The 18995-nt window shown below is 66.2% G+C and carries 18 protein-coding genes; 7 read left to right on the top strand and 11 right to left on the bottom strand.

Annotated features, from left to right (window positions below; translation table 11 throughout):
- Nucleotides 1–7 precede the first annotated feature (7 nt).
- Nucleotides 8–631 carry a histidine phosphatase family protein gene (locus AC1M0F_RS11100; protein WP_480238281.1) on the top strand — a complete coding sequence of 208 codons (624 nt, stop codon included), beginning with the start codon at nucleotides 8–10 and terminating at the stop codon, nucleotides 629–631.
- 79 nt (nucleotides 632–710) lie between these two features.
- Here AC1M0F_RS11100 and AC1M0F_RS11105 read toward each other — a convergent pair whose 3' ends face one another.
- Entirely contained in the window at nucleotides 711–1580 is an 870-nt protein-coding gene (locus tag AC1M0F_RS11105) for an alpha/beta hydrolase (protein WP_480238282.1), read from the bottom strand.
- Between the two features lie 106 nt (nucleotides 1581–1686).
- Between AC1M0F_RS11105 and AC1M0F_RS11110 the strand changes: the two genes are divergently transcribed.
- On the top strand, nucleotides 1687–2112 hold the full coding sequence (locus tag AC1M0F_RS11110) for a MarR family winged helix-turn-helix transcriptional regulator (RefSeq protein WP_480238283.1): 426 nt from the start codon (nucleotides 1687–1689) through the stop codon (nucleotides 2110–2112).
- Nucleotides 2113–2117: 5 nt separating this feature from the next.
- Nucleotides 2118–3524 (top strand): MFS transporter, encoded by a 1407-nt coding sequence (locus AC1M0F_RS11115; protein WP_480238284.1) that lies wholly within the window; start codon nucleotides 2118–2120, stop codon nucleotides 3522–3524.
- Between the two features lie 51 nt (nucleotides 3525–3575).
- Here AC1M0F_RS11115 and AC1M0F_RS11120 read toward each other — a convergent pair whose 3' ends face one another.
- The 4 genes from AC1M0F_RS11120 to AC1M0F_RS11135 are packed head-to-tail and all read right to left on the bottom strand — an operon-like array spanning nucleotide 3576 to nucleotide 8065.
- The gene (locus tag AC1M0F_RS11120; RefSeq protein ID WP_480238285.1) at nucleotides 3576–4421 is read right to left on the bottom strand and encodes a transglutaminase family protein; all 846 of its coding nucleotides are present in this window, start codon (nucleotides 4419–4421) and stop codon (nucleotides 3576–3578) included.
- On the bottom strand, nucleotides 4418–5347 hold the full coding sequence (locus tag AC1M0F_RS11125; protein WP_480238286.1) for an alpha-E domain-containing protein: 930 nt from the start codon (nucleotides 5345–5347) through the stop codon (nucleotides 4418–4420). Before AC1M0F_RS11125 ends, AC1M0F_RS11120 begins: the two co-directional genes overlap by 4 nt.
- Nucleotides 5341–7005 carry a circularly permuted type 2 ATP-grasp protein gene (locus tag AC1M0F_RS11130; RefSeq protein ID WP_480238287.1) on the bottom strand — a complete coding sequence of 555 codons (1665 nt, stop codon included), beginning with the start codon at nucleotides 7003–7005 and terminating at the stop codon, nucleotides 5341–5343. Before AC1M0F_RS11130 ends, AC1M0F_RS11125 begins: the two co-directional genes overlap by 7 nt.
- Before the next feature lie 43 nt (nucleotides 7006–7048).
- Nucleotides 7049–8065 (bottom strand): LacI family DNA-binding transcriptional regulator, encoded by a 1017-nt coding sequence (locus tag AC1M0F_RS11135; RefSeq protein WP_480238288.1) that lies wholly within the window; start codon nucleotides 8063–8065, stop codon nucleotides 7049–7051.
- A 184-nt stretch (nucleotides 8066–8249) separates the two neighbouring features.
- On the opposite strand from AC1M0F_RS11135, the gene AC1M0F_RS11140 reads away from it, so the two are divergent.
- The 3 genes from AC1M0F_RS11140 (at nucleotide 8250) to AC1M0F_RS11150 (ending at nucleotide 11570) form a co-directional block, all read left to right on the top strand.
- Nucleotides 8250–8639, top strand: coding sequence for an L-rhamnose mutarotase (locus tag AC1M0F_RS11140; protein WP_480238289.1), 390 nt, complete (start codon nucleotides 8250–8252; stop codon nucleotides 8637–8639).
- A gap of 4 nt (nucleotides 8640–8643) precedes the next feature.
- Nucleotides 8644–9810, top strand: a complete 1167-nt coding sequence (gene rhaI / locus AC1M0F_RS11145) for an L-rhamnose isomerase (protein ID WP_480238290.1) — start codon at nucleotides 8644–8646, stop codon at nucleotides 9808–9810.
- Between the two features lie 308 nt (nucleotides 9811–10118).
- Complete coding sequence (locus tag AC1M0F_RS11150; RefSeq protein ID WP_480238291.1) at nucleotides 10119–11570, top strand: HNH endonuclease signature motif containing protein; 1452 nt, start codon at nucleotides 10119–10121, stop codon at nucleotides 11568–11570.
- 101 nt (nucleotides 11571–11671) lie between these two features.
- Here the strand turns inward: AC1M0F_RS11150 and AC1M0F_RS11155 are convergent, their stop codons facing one another.
- The 6 genes from AC1M0F_RS11155 to AC1M0F_RS11180 form a co-directional block, all read right to left on the bottom strand.
- Nucleotides 11672–12247 carry a dienelactone hydrolase family protein gene (locus tag AC1M0F_RS11155; RefSeq protein WP_480238292.1) on the bottom strand — a complete coding sequence of 192 codons (576 nt, stop codon included), beginning with the start codon at nucleotides 12245–12247 and terminating at the stop codon, nucleotides 11672–11674.
- A 106-nt stretch (nucleotides 12248–12353) separates the two neighbouring features.
- A complete protein-coding gene (locus AC1M0F_RS11160) occupies nucleotides 12354–13436 on the bottom strand; it encodes an ABC transporter permease (protein WP_480238293.1) in 1083 nt (360 codons plus the stop codon).
- Nucleotides 13433–14449: an ABC transporter permease gene (locus tag AC1M0F_RS11165; protein ID WP_480238294.1), complete on the bottom strand. Its 1017-nt coding sequence runs from the start codon at nucleotides 14447–14449 to the stop codon at nucleotides 13433–13435. The genes AC1M0F_RS11160 and AC1M0F_RS11165 overlap by 4 nt, the downstream gene beginning before the upstream one ends.
- A complete protein-coding gene (locus AC1M0F_RS11170) occupies nucleotides 14446–15978 on the bottom strand; it encodes a sugar ABC transporter ATP-binding protein (protein WP_480238295.1) in 1533 nt (510 codons plus the stop codon). The genes AC1M0F_RS11165 and AC1M0F_RS11170 overlap by 4 nt, the downstream gene beginning before the upstream one ends.
- A 78-nt stretch (nucleotides 15979–16056) precedes the next feature.
- A complete protein-coding gene (locus AC1M0F_RS11175) occupies nucleotides 16057–17088 on the bottom strand; it encodes an autoinducer 2 ABC transporter substrate-binding protein (protein WP_480238296.1) in 1032 nt (343 codons plus the stop codon).
- 104 nt (nucleotides 17089–17192) lie between these two features.
- The gene (locus AC1M0F_RS11180) at nucleotides 17193–17999 is read right to left on the bottom strand and encodes a DeoR/GlpR family DNA-binding transcription regulator (protein WP_480238297.1); all 807 of its coding nucleotides are present in this window, start codon (nucleotides 17997–17999) and stop codon (nucleotides 17193–17195) included.
- 195 nt (nucleotides 18000–18194) lie between these two features.
- Here AC1M0F_RS11180 and AC1M0F_RS11185 point away from each other — a divergent pair, with 195 nt between their 5' ends.
- Nucleotides 18195–18956, top strand: a complete 762-nt coding sequence (locus AC1M0F_RS11185) for a DeoR/GlpR family DNA-binding transcription regulator (RefSeq protein ID WP_480238298.1) — start codon at nucleotides 18195–18197, stop codon at nucleotides 18954–18956.
- The last annotated feature ends 39 nt before the right edge of the window (nucleotides 18957–18995 follow it).

An 18995-nucleotide genomic window follows, 5' to 3' on the forward strand; every position in this document is an offset into this window, starting at 1 on the left:
TGGGAGTATGACGACTCTCTTCCTGGCCAGGCACGGTGAAACCGTGTGGCACGCCGAACACCGCTACGCCGGACGGGCGGACGTCGAGCTCACCGACAAGGGCCTGCGCGAGGCCGAGTCGCTCGCCCTCTGGGCCGCTGACGCGCGCCTCGATGCCGTCTACTCGTCGACACTGAGCCGGGCGATCCTCACGGCGGAGCCGAGCGCGCGGGCAACAGGTGAGATCGTCGAAACGGATCCCGACCTGGACGAGGTGGGCTTCGGCGTCGGCGAGGGACGAACCCTCGACGAACTCCGTCCGGAGTACTCGGCCGAGGTCGACGCGTTCATCGCGCGCCCGGCGGAGGCCGTCCTGCCCGGCGGCGAGCAGGGACTCAACGGCATCACGCGCTACCTGCGTGCGTTCGACCGGATCGAAGCGGCGTTCCCGGACGGCCGCGTGCTCGTCGCCTGCCACGGCACCGCGCTCAGGCTCACGCTCTGTTCCCTGCTCGGAATCGACCCGAACCGATACCGCGACCTCATGCCGGAGATCCAGAACTGCGCGGTGACGGCCCTGTCATACATCGACGGCAAAGCCCGGCTGTACGCGTTCAATGTGCCGGCAGACGCGGCGGCGCACCGGTACTGAAGCGCGGCACGCGCAGCATCCGCTCGAATCGCCACGACATGCCGTCAACTCGACGATGCGCTCCAGCGCCAACCACATCTCAGGATGCCGTGTGCAGGTCCAGCCACTCCACGAGGTCGGCGATGATCTCGTCGCGGTTCGTCTCGTTGTAGATCTCGTGCCGACAGTCCTGGTAGATCTTCAGCGTCACGTCGCTGAGCTTCGCCCGCTTCACGTACGCGTTGCGCAGCATCGTCAAGCCGCGCGTGCCGCCGAGCGGATCCTCCGACCCACCCTGGATGAGCATCGGGATGTCGCGGGGCATCGTTCTCGGCGGACGCCCGAGATACGTCAACGCCTGCACCGTCGTCCACGCCGGGGTCACCGCGACGTCGAAGTTGTACTTGTCCGCAGCGAACGCCGCCCAGACAGCTTCGTCACGGCTGAGCCACTCGAGCCCGGTGGCCGTCGGCGACTTCCATTTCTTGTTGTAGTTGCCGCTGCCGACTACCCCAAGGACCGAGAGCGATGACCCACTGAGCACAACGGCGTCGTAGATGCTCGTACGGTTGATGACCTTCTGCGCCATGAACGAACCCCAGCTGTGGGCGAGCAGCACGAGCGGAAGGTCGCGGTAGTCCTCGCGCAGATGTTCGCCCACGAGCTGCACCGACGCGAGCGCCGTCTTCGTGGGCTTCTCGCCGAGCTTGCCGACACCGAGGTGGTTGGTTCCGGTCTGCCCGTGGCCCCGGTGGTCGTCGGCGACGACGGTGTACCCGGCGGCATTGAGGTCCGCGGCGAGCGGCCTGTAACGACGTGCGTGCTCGCCGACGCCATGGCTGAGGTGAACGACGGCTTTCGGCTGCGGCACCGCCCAGACGTAGTAGTAGATCGTGACGCCGTGCGCATCGGTGAGGGTCCGGGTTTCGGGGGAGGCGGCATCCGCCCCGGTCTGATCGTCGTCGGTCATTTCCCCAGAGTAGCGGCAGGACCGCCGACCGCCCGGTGAGCACGGTTAATTAGCATCGCTAAGCAGACCTTTACCTTTGCTAACTATTTTGATAGACTGTCTCTCTGTGGCAAAGACAATCGCAGAGCAGGCGTCCGACCTGCGCATGGGCACCTTCAAACTCGCACGGCGCCTCCGCGCCGAACGGGCTGACGACGAACTCAGCGATGGCCAGTTCTCCGTGCTCGGAGGGCTGTACACCCACGGACCACACACCCTGAGCGGCTTGGCCGAACGTGACCATGTCTCTGCCCCGTCGATGAACCGCACGGTGAACTGCCTGGAGGAATCCGGATACCTCACCCGCGTCGCCGACGCCGCAGACAAACGCCGCGTGACGATCGAGCTGACGGATGCCGGAACGGCGATCGTCAAGGAAACCGTCAAGAAGAGAGACGCCTGGCTTCACCACCAGTTGCGCGCCCTCGACCCTGCAGACAGAGAAACCCTGGCGAAAGCCACAGAACTGATGAGGAGAATCGCCACCCAGTGAGTGCAATGTTCCGATCGCTTTCGAGCTACAACTACCGCCTGTGGTTCATCGGCGCCCTCGTGTCGAACATCGGCGCGTGGATGCAGTCGACCACCCAGAGCTGGGTCGTGCTCACCGTCCTGACCGACAACGACGCCGTTGCCGTCGGAATCACGATGGCCCTGCAGTTCGGACCTCAGCTCCTGCTCGTGCCGATCACCGGCCTCATCGCCGACCGTTTCGACCGCCGCAAGATCCTCATGATCACGCAGAGCGCCCTGATGCTGCTCGGCGTCGCCCTCGGCCTGCTCCTCATCCTCGGCCATGCCGAGCTCTGGCACCTCTACGTCTTCGCCCTACTCCTCGGAATCGTCAACGCCGTCGACGGCCCTGCTCGGCAGACCTTCGTCTCCGACCTCGTCGACGAGCACAACATGTCGAACGCTGTCGCTCTCAACTCGGCATCTTTCAACGCGGCACGCATGATCGGCCCAGCACTCGCAGGCCTGCTCATCGTCGTCATCGGCTCCGGCTGGGTGTTCATGGTCAACGCGTTCACGTTCCTCGCCGTGCTCTTTGCGCTCTACAAGCTGCGCGCAAGCCAGCTGCGCAGTCGCCCGCGCGCACCACGCCAGCGCGGTCAGCTCGTCCAGGGCTTCCGCTACGTGATGTCGCGACCCGACCTCGGTGTCATCTTCGTGATCGTGTTCATCATGGGGGCGTTCGGCATGAACTTCCCGATCTTCGCGTCGACCATGGCCGTCGAGCTCGGCGGTGGCGCAGGCGACTACGGCCTGCTCTCGTCGATACTCGCGATCGGGTCACTCACCGGTGCCCTTCTCGCCGCGAGGCGCGACCGGGCACGGATGCGCGTCGTCATCGCGGCCGTCGGCCTGTTCGCGATAGCCGCGTTCACGGCATCCGTCATGCCGACGTTCTGGACGTTCGCCTTCGCCCTCATCTTCATCGGGTTCGCCACGGTCACCATGCTGACGACGGCCAACGCCTTCGTGCAGACGACGACGGATGCCGCGGTGCGCGGCCGCGTGATGGCCCTCTATATGGCCGTGCTGATGGGAGGCACCCCGCTCGGTGCGCCGATCGTCGGCGGAATCGCGAACGCCTGGGGTCCGCGCTGGGCACTTGCCGCTGCCGGTGTCGCCGCGCTGCTCGCCTGCACATTCGCGCTGACCTGGGCCGTGATGGCGCGGAGCCTGCGCGTGCAGCTGCACCCTGACTACCGCTGGCGCCCCGTCGTCACCCACGCGGGCAAGCCGCTGCCGGTGTCGTCGATCGTGCCTGAGGACTTCTCCGAGGAGGTGGCGCTCACGTCGCCGATCTCGCTCCCGGCACTCGCGGGTCAGAAGCCGCGCCCGCGCGTGACAACCTCCGAGATTCCCGCCGGCGCGGGTGTTTCGGCTTCGCGCCGGTGATTTTTCACCCGCGCGAAGCCGGAACGCCAGCGCGAGCCAGCGGGTGTGCCGCTACGACTCGCGCGTGATCTCGACCTTGACGAACAGGCGTGAGCTGAACGGGCCTGCGTAGACCCCGCGCAACGGCGCGACATCCGAATAGTCCCGTCCGCGGCCCACGAGCACGTGGCGGTCGCCGATCTCGATGAGGTTGGTGGGGTCGTACCCACGCCACGATCCGCAGTTCCATTCAACCCAGGCGTGGGATTCGCCGGTGATGGTCTCGCCGATCTCAGCGTTCGGCTTCGGCAGCAGGTAGCCGGAGACGTATCGGGCGGGGATGCCGACCGAGCGGAGGGCGCCGAGCGCGATGTGCGTGATGTCCTGGCAGACGCCCTGCTTGCGGGCCCAGGCGTCCGCCGCCGTGGTCTGCACCCCTGTGACTCCCTGCATGTATGTGACCAGGCGCCCGACAGTCTCGACGATCTCGAGCGCCGCTTCGCACGGGCTTTCGTGCGCGTCGGCGATCTCCCTCGCGAGCGCAGAGAGATCGTCGGGCGGGTCCGAGCGGCGCGTCTGCGACAGCTGCTCCATCGTCTCGATGCTGCGAGCGGTCTGCTGCTCGAGCTGCTCCCAGGTCATCGGATGCTCCGCATGCGGCCTCGGCCGCACCTCGACGAGGCTCGTCGCGGTGAGCGACAGCTCGGTGTGTGGCGTGAGCACTTCGAAAGTGGTCACCTTGGTGCCGAAGTAGTCGACGTAGCTGTGCTGGGATGCCGGCGGGTGGATGTCGATCTGGGACGACAGCACGAACTGGCCGTCTGTCGTCGACGGGAGCATCCGTGCCTCGTTGTATGACGCGTTGACCTGGCCTTCGTAGCTGAAGCCGGTCCGGTGACGGATCCGCAGTCGTTTCACGAGTGTTCTCCGATCCAGCTCGGTTCGGCGTGCGTGGGGAAGAACCGGTGCCTGATCGCCTCCGACGTGTCGAGTGTCACCTGCTGCACGGCGTCCATGTGCGCGGGCAGGTCCTCGAGGACCTCGCCGATGGGCGTGTACTCGAGTTCGCTTCGAGCCTGGCCGAGCAGGCGCTGCGCCTGTCCGCCGACACCGACGCGATTGGTGCGCGGCTCGAGTTCGCGCACGCAGTCCTCGGCCTGGCTCAACGCGAAGAGGATCGATCGGGGGAACAGGCGATCGAGGATGAGGAACTCGGCCGCATTCTTCGAACTCGGCACGCCCCGGTAGGACCGGAGGTAGGCCTCGTAGGCCCCGCAGGAGCGGAGGATGGTGGTCCAGCTCGGACCAGACGCCTCGGTGAGCGACCGTGTGGCGAGGAGCCTGGCGGTCATGTCCGCGCGTTCGATGCTGCGTCCGAGGGTGAAGAACTGCCACGCCTCATCCCTGCTGGTGGCCGAGTCGATGATCCCGACGGCGAGAGCTGCCCGTTCGCGGACCCAGCCGAAGAATTCGTGGACCTTCTCGGTCTGCAGCCGCCGCGGCATCCGTGCGCTGGTGGTGTTGAGGCACTCCCAGAGTTCCGTCGAGACGATCTCGCGGGCACGGCGGGCGTTCTCGCGTGCGGCGGTCAGCGAGTAGGCGATGGATGCCGGCTCGGTGCGGTCGATCGCGAGGTGCTGCAGGACGTCCTGCCTGGCGAGGCTGGTGTCGACGGGCGCGACGCTCCCCATCACGCTGAGCAGGGACCGGCACGCGGAGTCCTCGTCGATCCACGGATCCTCGAGGAGGAGCTGCAGGTGGACGTCGAGGATGCGAGCGGTTCCGTCGCTGCGTTCGATGTAGCGGCCGATCCAGAACAGGCTCTCGGCGATCCGGCTCAGCATGTCGCGTCTCCCGCCTGTTGTTGCTGCTGTTGTTCGTGCTGGTCGCGTCGACCGCGCGGCTCGTCCTGCGGCGAGTGTTCCGGTTCGTGCTGCTCGTCGTAGACGATCGGGAGAGCCTGCGTGACGGTGGCCTGGTCGGCGACGAGACCCTGGATGTCGTGGGGGCCGACAGGAGATCCGCGGCGCCCGACCACCCAGGTGTCCTTCGAGCCACCACCCTGGCTGGAGTTGACGACGAGCTGCCCTTCGGGCAACGCGACGCGGGTGAGCCCTCCCGGCAGGACCCAGATGTCGTCGCCGTCGTTGACGGCGAACGGGCGGAGGTCCGCGTGCCTCGGCCGCATCCCGTCCTCGACGAGGGTGGGGATGGTCGACAGCATGACGACGGGCTGGGCGATCCAGCCGCGCGGATCTTTGCGGAGCCGGGCGGCGAGGTCGTTGAGTTCCTTCTTCGACGCGTCCGGGCCGACGACGAGGCCCTTGCCTCCCGAGCCGTCCACGGGCTTCACCACGAGTTCGTCGAGGCGGTCGAGCACCTCTTCGAGCGCACCGGGATCTTCGAGGCGCCAGGTGTCGACGTTCGGCAGGATCGGCTCTTCGCTGAGGTAGTACCTGATGAGGTCGGGTACGTAGGTGTAGACGAGCTTGTCGTCGGCGACACCGTTTCCGACCGCGTTGGCGATCGTGACGTTTCCGAGGCGCGCGGCGAGCATGAGCCCGGGAGACCCGAGCATCGAGTCGGCCCGGAAGGTCAGTGGGTCGAGGAACTCGTCGTCGACCCTGCGGTAGATGACGTCGACGCGCTGGGGCCCCGAGGTGGTGCGCATGAACACCTTGCCGCCCGAGCAGAAGAGATCGCGACCCTCGACAAGCTCGACGCCCATCAGCCGGGCGAGCAGCGTGTGCTCGTAATACGCGGAGTTGTAGACGCCAGGGGTCAGCACGACGACGTTGGGCTCTTCGATACCGTTCGGCGCGCTGGCCCGAAGGGCATGAAGCAGCTTGTTCGGGTAATCCCCGACCGGGCGCACGCGCATCGAGACGAAGAGTTCTGGCAGGGTCTGTGCCATCACCCGGCGGTTGGAGATGACGTAGCTCACGCCGCTCGGCACGCGCACGTTGTCCTCGAGCACCCGCATCTTGCCTGCGCCGTCACGGATGAGGTCGATCCCGGAGACCTGGATGCGCACGTTGTTGGCGCTCACGATGCCTGCCGCCTGGCGGTGGAAGTGACTCGACGAACTGATCAGGCCGGCGGGGATGACGCCGTCACGGACCGCGTTCTGCCGGCCGTAGACATCCGCGAGGAACATTTCGAGGGCGCGCACCCTCTGCTTGATCCCGCCCTCGATCTCGGTCCACTCGTCCTGCTGGATCACACGCGGAACGGCGTCGAGCGGGAACGGCCGTTCTTCACCGGCGAAGTCGAAGGTGACGCCCTGAGCGAGGTACGAGCTGGCAAGCGCATCCGTGCGGCCCCGCAGCTCCGTCTGGGTCATCTGGGCGAGGCCCGCGTAGATCTCGCGGTAGGCGTCTCGAGACTCCGCAGCATGCCCTGGCGCGGGGGGATCCTGGAACATTTCGTCGAACGGCGTCTCGCCTGTGGCGCTGACGCGTGGTGCAAGGGTGCCGCCGTAGCCGTCAAAGAGATCCGCCATGGACCGAGCCTAACGGTGTGCATGTTGCCGGGGTGTTTCGCGATCAGACGCGGGGATCCGTGGAGTCGCGGACGACGAGCTCGGGCTGGAACACGACGTGCTCGTGTTCGAAGTCCTCGGGCGCGGCGGCCTCCCTGATGAGGAGATCGACGGCCGTGTGGCCGATCAGAGCACTCGGCTGGCGGATAGACGAAAGCGGAACCACAGCAGCGGACGCGAAGTCGATGTCGTCGTATCCGATCAGGGCGACGTCGTGAGGTACGCGGACCGTCCCCAGCATGTTGAGGGCCTGCAGAACGCCCATCGCGAGCAGGTCGTTCGCGGCGAAGACGCCGTCCGGCCGGGACTCGGGGCTGCGGTCGCGGATGCCTTCTCCTGCATGGCGTCCCTGCAACACAGTGAGGGCATCCGTTTCGAGGACCTCGAGTTCGGCACCGGGCGTCTCGTCCACGGCGCGGCGCGCCCCGGCAAGCCGATCAGCGACCTGGCGCAGGCTGTCCGGTCCGCCGACGAAGGCGATCCGGCGCCTGCCGGTGTCGAGGAGATGCCGCACGGCCAGGTATCCGCCGGCGACGTCGTCGACAGAGACCGAGGAGAACCGCTCGTCGTCGGTCTGCCGGTCGACGAGGACGGCTGGGATACCCCGGCGGAGGAGCCGTTCGAGCCTGGCGCTCTCATCACCCACCGGGGTGATGAGCACGCCGTGGACGCGCTGTTCCTCGAACAGATCGAGGTAAGACTTCTCGCGATCACTGTTCTCGTCGCTGTTGCCGAGGAGGACTGTGAGGCGCTCTTCGGCGGCCCGGTCCTCCGCACCCCTGGCGACGTCGGTGAAGAAAGGGTTGGAGACGTCGAGGACGATCATGCCGATGCTGTGGCTCCGCCCGGCGCGAAGCTGCCTGGCGGCATCGTTTCGCACGAAGCCGAGTTCGTCGATCGCCGCGTGCACACGCTCGATGGTGGCGGGCGACACCTTGTCAGGACGATTGAGGACGTTCGAGACCGTGCCGACGGACACGCCGGCGCGCTTGGCGACGTCACGCACGCTCATCGACGCCATCTCAACCTCCCCGCCCTGTCGAGCCATAGCCTATGGCACCGGATCTGAAACGTGTCACGGTGCCCGATCTTGACGGCGGAGCGATGGGACACGTATATTCGGATCATGCTTTTGAAACGATTCATGGCAGCAAGGATGCTTCCGTGCCGTCTCGCTCTCCGTGACACCTGCGAGGTGGGCTGAGATGGAACGAGTCTGTTTCCAGTTGCAGGTGAAGCCCGACCGGATTCCTGAGTACACCGAACGCCACCGGGCGATCTGGCCGGACATGGCGGAGGCGCTCAGGGCGACGGGCTGGAACAACTATTCGCTGTTCCTCCGGCCCGACGGCCAGCTCATCGGATACTTCGAGACGGAGTCGCTCGAGGCGGCCCAGGCCGGAATGGCCGCGACCGAAGTCAACGGCCGCTGGCAACGCGAGATGGCCGGTTTCTTCGAGGGTCTCGACACAGCTCCTGACGAAGGCTTCACACGCATCCCCGAGATCTTCCACCTCGAAGACCAGCTCGACGACCCAGGCATCCGTTCATCCGCAGATCCCATCACCACCGGCACCACAAGCACAGAGAAGTGACACCATGACGACATTCGACTCCATCGCCGACCAGCTCGCCCAGCAGGCCATCGAGCTCCCCTCGTGGGCATTCGGAAACTCGGGCACGCGCTTCAAGGTCTTCGGCACGCCCGGAACGCCCCGCACCATCCAGGAGAAGCTCACCGATGCGGCACAGGTCAACACGCTGACCGGCCTCGCCCCGAAGGTGGCCCTCCACATCCCGTGGGACAAGGTCGACGACTACGCGGCCCTCCGCGAGTTCGCCGGAGAGCTGGGTGTCGAGCTCGGCACCGTCAACTCGAACACGTTCCAGGACGACGAGTACAAGTTCGGCAGCCTGACGCACACCGACGCGGCTGTCCGCCGTAAGGCGATCGACCACCACTTCGACTGCATCGACGTGATGCACGCCACCGGTTCGAGCGACCTGAAGATCTGGCTCGCCGACGGCACCAACTACCCGGGCCAGGGCGACATCCGCGGACGGCAGGAGCGACTCGCCGACTCGCTGCAGCAGATCTACGCCCGCCTCGGCGACGACCAGCGCCTCGTGCTCGAGTACAAGTTCTTCGAGCCGGCGTTCTATCACACGGATGTTCCCGACTGGGGAACCTCGTACGCTCATGTGACAGCGCTCGGCGAGAAGGCGATGGTGTGCCTGGACACCGGTCACCACGCCCCAGGCACTAACATCGAGTTCATCGTCGCCCAGCTTCTGCGCCTCGGCAAGCTCGGGTCGTTCGACTTCAACTCCCGGTTCTATGCGGACGACGACCTCATCGTCGGCGCCGCGGACCCGTTCCAGTTGTTCCGCATCCTGTTCGAAGTCGTGCGCGGTGGCGGATACGGCCCCGACAGCCCCGTCGCGTTCATGCTCGACCAGTGCCACAACGTCGAGGACAAGATCCCCGGCCAGATCCGCAGCGTTCTCAACGTGCAGGAGATGACCGCACGGGCACTTCTCGTCGACCGCCTCGCACTGACCGCGGCGCAAGACGCGGGTGACGTTCTCGGAGCGAACGCGATCCTGATGGATGCCTTCTACACGGATGTCCGCTCCGACCTCGCTGCCTGGCGTGAGTCCCGCGGTCTTCCGGCCGACCCGATGGCTGCGTACGCGGCATCCGGATACCAGTCGAGAATCGCCGCAGAACGCGTCGGCGGGCAGCAGTCCGGCTGGGGCGCGTAGACGCTCCACGATCGTTCTGGCGAGTTATCCACAGTCTGGCCGCGACGGGTGTGTGACGCGCCTGAATGTCAGTGGTCGGTGGTTCACTTGTGGCATGAAAGCACAGGTCAGCGATCGATTCCCGGTCTCCGCGGTGCGCGCGCCTGGCCGTGATGCAATGTCGGTGGTCGGTGGTGGAATAGAGCCATGAAAGAACCAGCCGCCACCTCCGATCCGGCAGTGTCCGCGCTGTCGCGTTCGGAATCAACACTGTCGGGTTCGATCGTGTGGCTGGCCGTTCGACAGACGTTCGGTGGTGACCCCGAGTTGTGACTGCTCCGGTCAGCGTCCTCCAACCGGCATCGGATGTGCCGGTGGAGGAGCTGGCGCTTGACCGGTTGGGAGAACAGCTCGCCGAGGCGATCGACACCCTCGATCTGGATCATCTCGACCGGCTGACCGGTGACGGTGTGCTGAGCGTGTTGTCGAAGACCGCAGCACTCGGGCGCGGGATCGAGGCGATCCTCGCCGCAGCGGCCAACGAGGTCGCGGTCAGGTCGGATCCGGTCCGCGGCAGTGCGGGGCTCGCGGCCCGGTTGAACTTCGCCCGGCCGTCACATCTGGTGGAGTTGGTCGCCGGGGTGTCGGCGTCGACGGCGGCGCGGTTGATCCGGGTCGGCTCCCGCACCTCACCTCGGGCGACGGATGCCGGGCTGCCGTTACCGCCACTGTTCCCGGCCGTGGGGGACGCGTTCCGGGCCGGGTTGATCGGGATCGAGACCGCTGATCTGATCAGCAAAGAACTCAGCACGGCAGCGCCCCGCGCAGACGTCGACGGCCTCGCGGTCGCCGAACAGATCCTGATCGGCCAGGCGACCGGCAGCGGCACCGATCTGGGCCTGCCGCTGCCACCGGACCTCGTCGCTGTGCAGGCGAGACAATGGCGCGACCGGCTCGACCAGGACGGCATCGAACCACGAGCCGAGAAAGCATTCCAGAACCGGGACTTCTGGATCTCGAACACCACGACCAACGGGCTGGTCCGCTTCGGCGGCCAGGTCACCGTCGACGTCGGCGCGAAACTCCGCGCCCTGTTCGACGCCGTGCTCAGCCCCCGCACGGCGCCCAGGTACCTGACCGGCGACCCCTCGAACTCCGGCGACGCTGACAAACCCACCGGCACCACCGAGCGCAACGAACCGCGAGAGACCCGCACCCCAGGCCAGATCCGCGCCGACGTCTTCGCCGCGATGATCGACTCACTCGCCCGCTCCACCGATGCCCCCACCGTCTCAGGCGCAGCACCCACCGTCATCGTCACGGTCACCGCAGAAGTCCTCAAGAACGAAAACGGCACCGGCACCGGCACCGGCACCGGCACCGGCGAGATCATCGGAGAGTCAGACCCGATTCCCTACTCCACGATCAAACAAATCCTCTGCGACAGCAGCGTCCTCCCCGCGATCATCGATCCCGACGGAGCCCTCATCGCCCTCGGCACCGAGAATCGGCTGTTCGACCGCACCCAACGCCTCGGAATGATCGCCCGCGACGGACCCACCTGCGGCATCCCCGGGTGCACCATCCCCGCGTCCGCATGCGAGGCCCACCACATCATCGAGTACTCCGACGGTGGGCCGACCCACACCGACAACGGCGCCCTCTACTGCTGGTTCCACCACCGCATGATCGACACCGGCGTCTTCTCCGTCACCATGATCGACGGGAGGCCGGTCGTCACCTTCCCCGACTGGCTGAAGCGGAAACCCTACTTCCACTGACCAGGGCGCTGATCGCCTCAACGCGAAGCATCCCCGACGACGAGACGTTGTCCGGTCGATGCGCCCGCCTCGCCGGAGTCGTGTCCAGCGGTTCTGCCCCGTCAGCCCACGCGGTCGAGGAAGACCAGAACGCGTTCAGTGAGCATCGCCGCGTCCGCCTCGTCGTACGACGCGAGGCTGCTGTCAGCGAACAGGTGCTCGCCGCCCGGATAGAGGAACAGTTTGGCGTCTTCCGCCTCCTCGACGAGTGCCCGCGCGGCATCGATGTCTCCCGAGTCCACGAATTCCGGGTCGGCGTCCTTGCTGTGGATCTGAACCGGCACGCCTGCCGGCCACGAACCGAACTCACCAGTCGGCAGGCAGCCGTGGAAGAAGAGGGCTCCGTGCGCGCCAGGCCGGGTCTGCGCGAGGTACTGCGCGGGCATCACTCCGAGCGAGAAGCCCGCATAGACCAGCCGGTCAGGGAGGCCCACGGCTGCCGCCCGACCACGTTCGAGAACGGTGTCGAAGCCCATCTTCTGCACGTACGCCATGCCGTCGTCCAGCTCCTCGAACGTGTGCCCGTCGTAGAGGTCAGGCAGGTGGACGACGTGCCCGGCCTGCCTCAGCGTCTCGGCGAACGCCTTCACCCCTTCGGTCAGGCCCTGGGCGTGGTGGAACAGCAGAATTTCAGTCACGGTCAACCCTTCGCTCGGCGCCCCTCCGGGCACATCTGACGATTATGGTCCGCCAGCCGCCACCCGGTACAGGGGTTGAGGCTGGGCGTCAGGTTCGCTCCGTGCCTCAGATGCCGCCGTACTTCCGTTTCGTCAGTCCGTTCAGCAGCGAGGCGAACACGAGCACGAGACCCAGCGCGAGCAGCTGCACCTGGACTCCGTCGTTCCCAGGGAACGCCAGCAGGATGCCCGCATTGAGCCACACGATGAGTACGGTGGCCAGCACGACGCCGGCCACCCGGCCGATCCCGCCGGTGATGGCAACGCCACCGAGCACGGCGATGGTGATCGCGGGGAGGGCCATGCCGTTTCCGCTCGTCCCGGCATCCGGTCTCGCCGACGCGAACTGCGCCACGGTGACGATCCCGACGAGCCCGGAGATGACGCCGGAGAGGATGTACACGACGAGACGGTTCGGCCGGACGTTGATGCCCGCCCACGCCGCCGCTGTGTCGTTCGTGCCTGCGGCGTACACCCGGCGCCCGAACGTCGTCTTGTTGAGCAGCACCCAGACGACGATGATGACCGGGATGAGGAAGGTGAAGATCCCGAGCGGCACCAGCGGCAGCGATCCGCCGATCAGGGGAAGCTCGATCGCCTTCGCGGCCGAGTAGAAGGCCTGGATCTCGGTCGAGTTCACCGGCTTCTGATCACTCCAGACGAGCGCGATCGAACGGTACGCGTAGAACGTCGCGAGGGTGGCGATCAGGGGCGGGAAACCGACGTAGGCGACGAGGAAACCGTTGATCCCCCCGAGGATGCCACCGAGCACGACAGCGAAGATCATCGCGGCCACGAGATTCCAGCCCCACAACCCGTAAGACATCCCGAATGCGACTCCGGTGACCGACACCATCGACCCGACGGACAGGTCGATGCCTCCCCGGCCGGAGAGGATCACGAACAGCTGTGCCAGCCCCAGCATGGCGAGCGGGACGGCGTTGATGAGCGACGCGGCCAGGTAGTCGGAGTTGTACGACCCGCTCAGCGCACCGGTCGAGTCGAGGATCGTCATGACGACCAGGAGCACGACGATGAGCACGGCGAGCAGGACGATGCGCTGGGTCAGGAGCGCCTCGAGCGCCCGCGAGCCGAGGCTCCGCTTCTCCGCCGTCGTTCCGGGCTTCTCGACGGTCGATGTGGCGCTCATGCTTTCCTCCTCCGTGCCCGCTCGCGGAGCAGGTCGGTGCCGACGGCGATGATGATGAACAGGCCCACGAAGAGGTTCGCGAGCTGGGAGGGCCAGCCGAGCTGGGTGACTCCCGACGTCACTGTCTGGACGAGGATCGCACCGAGCAGCGTTCCGATGACCGATCCCCGCCCGCCGAGGATCGACGTGCCACCGATGACGACGGCCGCGATGACCGCGAGCTCCCGTCCGGCACCGACACCCTGGTCGAGTGTCGACGTTCCTGCCGCGATGAGGAAGCATGCCCCGATTCCGACGAGCGCACCGGTGATGGCATAGGCGAGGAGTACGCGAGGCTGCACCTTCACACCCGCGAGACGTGCCGCGTTGGCATTGCCTCCGATGGCGAAGAGATGACGACCGCCAGCGGTGTGCCTGAGATACCACCAGCCAAGGATCACGACGATGACCGTGATGGCGAAGCTGTGCGGGATGCCGAGGGTGCGTCCTGCCTCGCCGCGACCGAAGACGTCGAGTGTGGCAGGGATGTTGTTGACCGTCGAGGAGCCGAACACGCGGAGGGCGAAGAACTGGAAGATGTTCGCCGTACCGAAAGTGATGATGATGGCGTGGACACGGCCGTAGGCGATGAGCGTTCCGTTGATCAGGCCGAGGATGAGCCCGAGGACCATGCTGGCTCCGACGGCGACCAGCAGGGGGACGTCGTAGTTGACGAGCAGCTTCGCGGTCACCACGGCGCAGAGGGCGATGGCGCCTCCGACCGAGACGTCGATGCCCGCCGTGATGATGATGAACGTCATCCCGACGCCGATCAGGGCGAGCGGAGCCACGGAGACGAGAAGAGGCTGGATCGACGACGGGCTGAGGAACGACGGCGTGAAGATGCCCAGGAGCACCCAGAGCACGGCGATCACGGCGACGAGAACGAGTTCCTGCCCGGTCACCGGAGGTGGGAGGATCCTCCGCGCAACGGGCTTCACGGCCTCGGGCGGCTTCTGGTCGAGAACGGTCATCGGGAGTCCTCCTGGTGTTGCTCGCCCGCTGCCGCCGCGAGGATCTGGACCTGCGTGGCATCCGGGGCGAATTCGCTGACGATCTCTCCCCCGCGGACGACGAGGATGCGGTCGGAGATCCTCTGCACCTCGCCGAGGTCGCTGGTGACGACGAGCACGGCCGTGCCCTCGGAGGCAAGACCGTCGATGATCCGGTGGATCTCTTCCTTCGCCCCGACGTCGACACCCTGTGTCGGTTCGACGAGGACGAGGAGCTCGGGCCGGTTGACGAGCTGCCTGGCGAGAACGACCTTCTGGGCGTTTCCACCGGACATGGCGCTGATCGGCTGCTTCTCACTCGGCGTCTTCACCGACAGCCTGCTGATGAACTCGCGGGCGATCTCACGCTCGCGGCGTCGTTCGACCCACCCGCGGAGACGGGAGAGCATCCCGAGCTCACCGACGGTGATGTTGAAGGCGATGCTCTGGAACGAGAACGAGCCCTGCGCGCTGCGGTTGGCCGGGAGCAGGTGGATGCCGAGCTTCTTCGCCTGGGACGGCCGCTTCATCCGGACGGTCTGATTCTTCACCCGGATGCTTCCGCCTGTCGGCCGTTCCATTCCATAGACCGAGCTGGCGATCTCACCGGCACCCGAACCGATGAGGCCGTAGAGCCCGACGATCTCACCGGCGCGGACCGTGAGGCTGATGTCATCGAAGTGCTTGTCGAGGTGAAGCTTGTCGAGCTCGAGCACGACGTCACCGAACGTCGCGGATTCGGCGGATCTCGATTCGGCGAGCACGCCACCGACCATGAGTTCAGCGATCTCGCGGACACTCAGCTCACCGATCGGCCGCGTGGTGATGGTCTCGCCGTCGCGCATCACGGTGACCACGTCTGCGATGCGGAAGAGTTCGTCGAGCCGGTGGGAGATGTAGATGACTGCGACACCCGTCGCCGTCAGCTTGCGGATCACCGAGAAGAGCACGTCGATCTCGGAGTCGGTGAGGATGGCGGACGGTTCGTCGAGGATGAGCACAGAGGCGTCACCCGCGAGGGCCTTGGCGATGGACACCTGCTGCTGTTGCGCGATCGAGAGGGCGCCGACGACCTCGGTGGAGATGGTGTCGGGGAGCCCGACGGTGTCGAGCAGGCTGTGCATCGCGTCGGCCTGGGCCGACCAGTCCACGCGGATGCCCTTCTTCAGCTCACGTCCGACGAAGACGTTCTCGGCGACGCTGAGCTCGGGGAAGAGCTGCGGCTCCTGGTAGACGGTCTGCACACCGAGAGCGATGGCATCCGTCGTCGACGCGATCGAGACCGCTTCACCGTCGAATTGCAGTGAACCGGCGTCTGCGCGCTCGGCCCCTGCCACGATCTTGATCAGCGTGGACTTGCCCGCGCCGTTCTCGCCGACGAGCGCGTGCACCGTACCCGGTGCGACACTCATGTCGGCATTCCGGATGGCGCGGACACCTCCGTAGCTCTTGACCACTCCTGAGAGCGCCACGCGTGGCACCGTCGCCACGGTTTCGCTTGCGTTCGGCATGGGTTCCTCACTGCTTCTGGGACGGGAGGGAGCCGGAGGGGTACGGTCGGGCCGAACCCCTCCGGCGGTCATTCACCTTTAGTAGTCGAAGTCGTCGACGTTCTCGGTGGTGATGCGGAGCGGCGGGCCGAGGAGGAGAACCTTGGTCTCCTCGTCGTACTCGACCTCGGGCAGGGCCTCGCTGACGTCGTTCGTCGCTTCGAACTCGTTGCCTTCAGCGAGCTGGAGTCCTGCCCACGCCGTCAGGTAGCCGAGTGCCTCGACGTCCCAGAGGATGGACGCACTCGAGGAACCGTCCTCGAGGTACGGCTTCATGGACTGCGGCGTTCCGAGTCCGACAGTGAAGACCGTTCCGGTCTTTCCGGCGTCCGAAACCGCCTGGGCGACACCGGGCGCGGACGAGGTGCACTCGCCGACGAGACCGGTGAGGTCAGGGTGCGCGTTCATGAGGTCGGTGGCCATCGATGTCGCGACGGCCTGGTCCTCTCCTGCGTACACGATGTCGACGATTTCGGCGTCCGGGTACTTCTCCGCGGTGTAGGCCTCCTGGACCTCGATCCACGCATTGAGGTTCGCGGCGGTCTCACCACACGACACGATCGCGTACTTGCCCGCCCCACCCATGGCCTCGAGCAGCGCGTCGGTCAGTCCCTGGCCGATGCCCTCGACCGATGCCTGGTTGACGAACACCTCGCGCACCGAGTTCGGCGCATCCGTGTCACTGGTCGCGACCGCGATTCCGGCATCGGCCGCTTCCTGCAGGAGTGGAGCCATCGAGTCGGGGTCGTTCGGCGCGACGATGAGCGCATCGACACCCTGCTGGATGTACGAGCGGACGATGTCGGCCTGGGCGGCGGCATCCGCCGTCGTCGGGCCCTGATAGAGCCACTCGATCCCGAGTTCCTCTGCTGCGGCCTTTCCTCCGGCGTTCATCGCCTCGAAGTACGGGATGCCCTGGAGTTTGGGAACGAACGCGACCGAGACCTTCTCGTCGCCTCCTCCACCGGCATTGTCGTCTCCTCCTCCGTCACCACGGCTCGTACATGCTGTTGTGACGAGGGCTGCAGTCAGCGCAAGGGCGCCGAACGCGAGTGCTTTCCTTTTCAACATTGGGTTGCCTCTTTCTGGTGGTGACCCTGGCATCCCTGCCGGGCCGGATTGAGCGCGACGGTTCCGCCGCTGGGGGTCGTTTGCCGGGGATCCGGCTCGCCGTGTCATGCCGTCATGCTTTCGCCGTGCTGCCCGCCGGGGTGCGACACCGGGACGGTGACGATCTCGACGTTCGAGTCGTTCCACGCGGCAACGAAGCCCGGGTCGACAGCGTCGTCCGTGTAGAGGGCGGTGATGCCGTCAGGTCCGACGAAGGGGTGGAGCCCGAAACCCTGGGTCTTCGACGAGGTGAACAGGCCGATGACCGAATCGCACGCTCGCACGAGGCCCTTCTTGAACTCGCTCTCCTCAGTGGAGAGCTCGAGCAGGCCGAGCGTCCTGGACACGCTCGCGACGCCGAAGAACCCGGCCTTGATCCGCCCGCGGCCCTCGAGAACGTCGGAGAACGCTCCGACCACCGAGTGGGATGCCCGGCGAAGCACACCGCCGGGAATGACCACAGTGGCGTCCGAGCGTTCCATCAGGAGGGTCGCCGTCCGCATGCTGTTGGTGACGACCATCAGACCGGAGCGGGAGAGAAGCTCGGCTGCGAGGTAGTGGCTCGTGGTCGACGAATCGATCGCGATGACGTCGCCGTCGCTCACGAGCTTCGCGGCGGCAACAGCGATGGCGTGTTTCGCATGGGAATCCGACCGGAGACGGGTCTCGAACGCTCCCTCATCCCGCGGAGCAGCGACGGCGCCCCCGCGCACCCGGCGAAGGAGGGACCGGCGCTCCAGGAGATCGAGGTCCTTGCGGACGGTGACAGGAGAGACGCCGAAACGGCGGGCGAGGTCGTTCACGGTCACACGGCCGGCCGCATGGAGTTCGTCGAGAATGATCTCTTCTCGCACGAAGTCGTAACGACTCATGGGGCCCTCCAGCCGGCGACAGTGACGAACTCTTGAGGATTGCTCTCGAAATTCAAGCCCAAAAGACAATTCGCGTCAATAAACGAAACCAAAAAGATACAAACGACTTGCGTTGTCCTGACCTCAGCTCGCCAGCCCCGCAGGTGCGACCGCCGCCTGGCGCTGTAGCATTTCAGGCGAAGCGAGGAGCAGCAGATGGCAACGACATCGACCGTCGACGCGGAGTCACGTCGTGAGCGCCTCCTCGAAATCCTCAGCGCAGACGGCATCATCCGCCTGGATGCCGCAGCCGAGCGCCTCGGCGTCTCGGCGATGACCGTGCGCCGCGACCTCGCCGACCTCGAAACCGAAGGGCAGCTCCGCCGGGTCCGTGGAGGGGCAGTCCCGTCGCTGAAGCCCCGGTCCTTCCTCGAACGGATGTCGACGGGAGCGGACGCGAAACTCGTCATCGCCGACAAGGCACGCACCCTGATCCCCGCATCCGGTGCTGCGGCTTTCGACGCGTCGTCGACCGTCGGGACTTTCCTGTCCCGCTTCGACGGGGCATCCGATCTCTCGATCGCGACGAACTCGTACGAGAACTTCCAGGTGGCGCGTCGACTCCCAGGGGTCACCGCGTTGCTTGTGGGCGGCGAAGCCGAGGAACGGACGGACAGTTTCGTCGGCCTTCTGGCGTGCCAGGCCGCCGCATCGCTGCACTACTCGCGGTTCTTCACATCGTCAGCTGCGGCAGATCCTGAGCGCGGAACGAGCGAGGTCACTCTCGCTGAGACGCAGGTGAAACTGGCCTTCGTGGATGCGTCTGACGAAACCGTGCTGCTGATCGACTCGACGAAACTCGGTCAGCGTGCGCTGGCCCGGGCGCTCGACTGGGAAAGGATCTCGACCATGGTGACCGAACTCGATCCGGCCGATGAGCGGCTCGAGCCCTACCGGGAGCTCACGGACCTCCTCTGAATTCTTGACTCCGGGGATCACGGCTGTTACTTTTTGTAA

It is taken from the genome of Mycetocola sp. Y719 (assembly GCF_056713205.1).

Coding starts and splice junctions, on each gene's coding strand:
- AC1M0F_RS11100 (WP_480238281.1), top strand. CDS start 8: ATGACGACTCTCTTCCTGGCCAGGCACGGTGAAACCGTGTGGCACGCC.
- AC1M0F_RS11105 (WP_480238282.1), bottom strand. CDS start 1,580: ATGACCGACGACGATCAGACCGGGGCGGATGCCGCCTCCCCCGAAACC.
- AC1M0F_RS11115 (WP_480238284.1), top strand. CDS start 2,118: ATGTTCCGATCGCTTTCGAGCTACAACTACCGCCTGTGGTTCATCGGC.
- AC1M0F_RS11125 (WP_480238286.1), bottom strand. CDS start 5,347: ATGCTGAGCCGGATCGCCGAGAGCCTGTTCTGGATCGGCCGCTACATC.
- AC1M0F_RS11130 (WP_480238287.1), bottom strand. CDS start 7,005: ATGGCGGATCTCTTTGACGGCTACGGCGGCACCCTTGCACCACGCGTC.
- AC1M0F_RS11135 (WP_480238288.1), bottom strand. CDS start 8,065: ATGGCGTCGATGAGCGTGCGTGACGTCGCCAAGCGCGCCGGCGTGTCC.
- AC1M0F_RS11140 (WP_480238289.1), top strand. CDS start 8,250: ATGGAACGAGTCTGTTTCCAGTTGCAGGTGAAGCCCGACCGGATTCCT.
- rhaI (WP_480238290.1), top strand. CDS start 8,644: ATGACGACATTCGACTCCATCGCCGACCAGCTCGCCCAGCAGGCCATC.
- AC1M0F_RS11160 (WP_480238293.1), bottom strand. CDS start 13,436: ATGAGCGCCACATCGACCGTCGAGAAGCCCGGAACGACGGCGGAGAAG.
- AC1M0F_RS11165 (WP_480238294.1), bottom strand. CDS start 14,449: ATGACCGTTCTCGACCAGAAGCCGCCCGAGGCCGTGAAGCCCGTTGCG.
- AC1M0F_RS11170 (WP_480238295.1), bottom strand. CDS start 15,978: ATGCCGAACGCAAGCGAAACCGTGGCGACGGTGCCACGCGTGGCGCTC.
- AC1M0F_RS11175 (WP_480238296.1), bottom strand. CDS start 17,088: ATGTTGAAAAGGAAAGCACTCGCGTTCGGCGCCCTTGCGCTGACTGCA.
- AC1M0F_RS11180 (WP_480238297.1), bottom strand. CDS start 17,999: ATGAGTCGTTACGACTTCGTGCGAGAAGAGATCATTCTCGACGAACTC.
- AC1M0F_RS11185 (WP_480238298.1), top strand. CDS start 18,195: ATGGCAACGACATCGACCGTCGACGCGGAGTCACGTCGTGAGCGCCTC.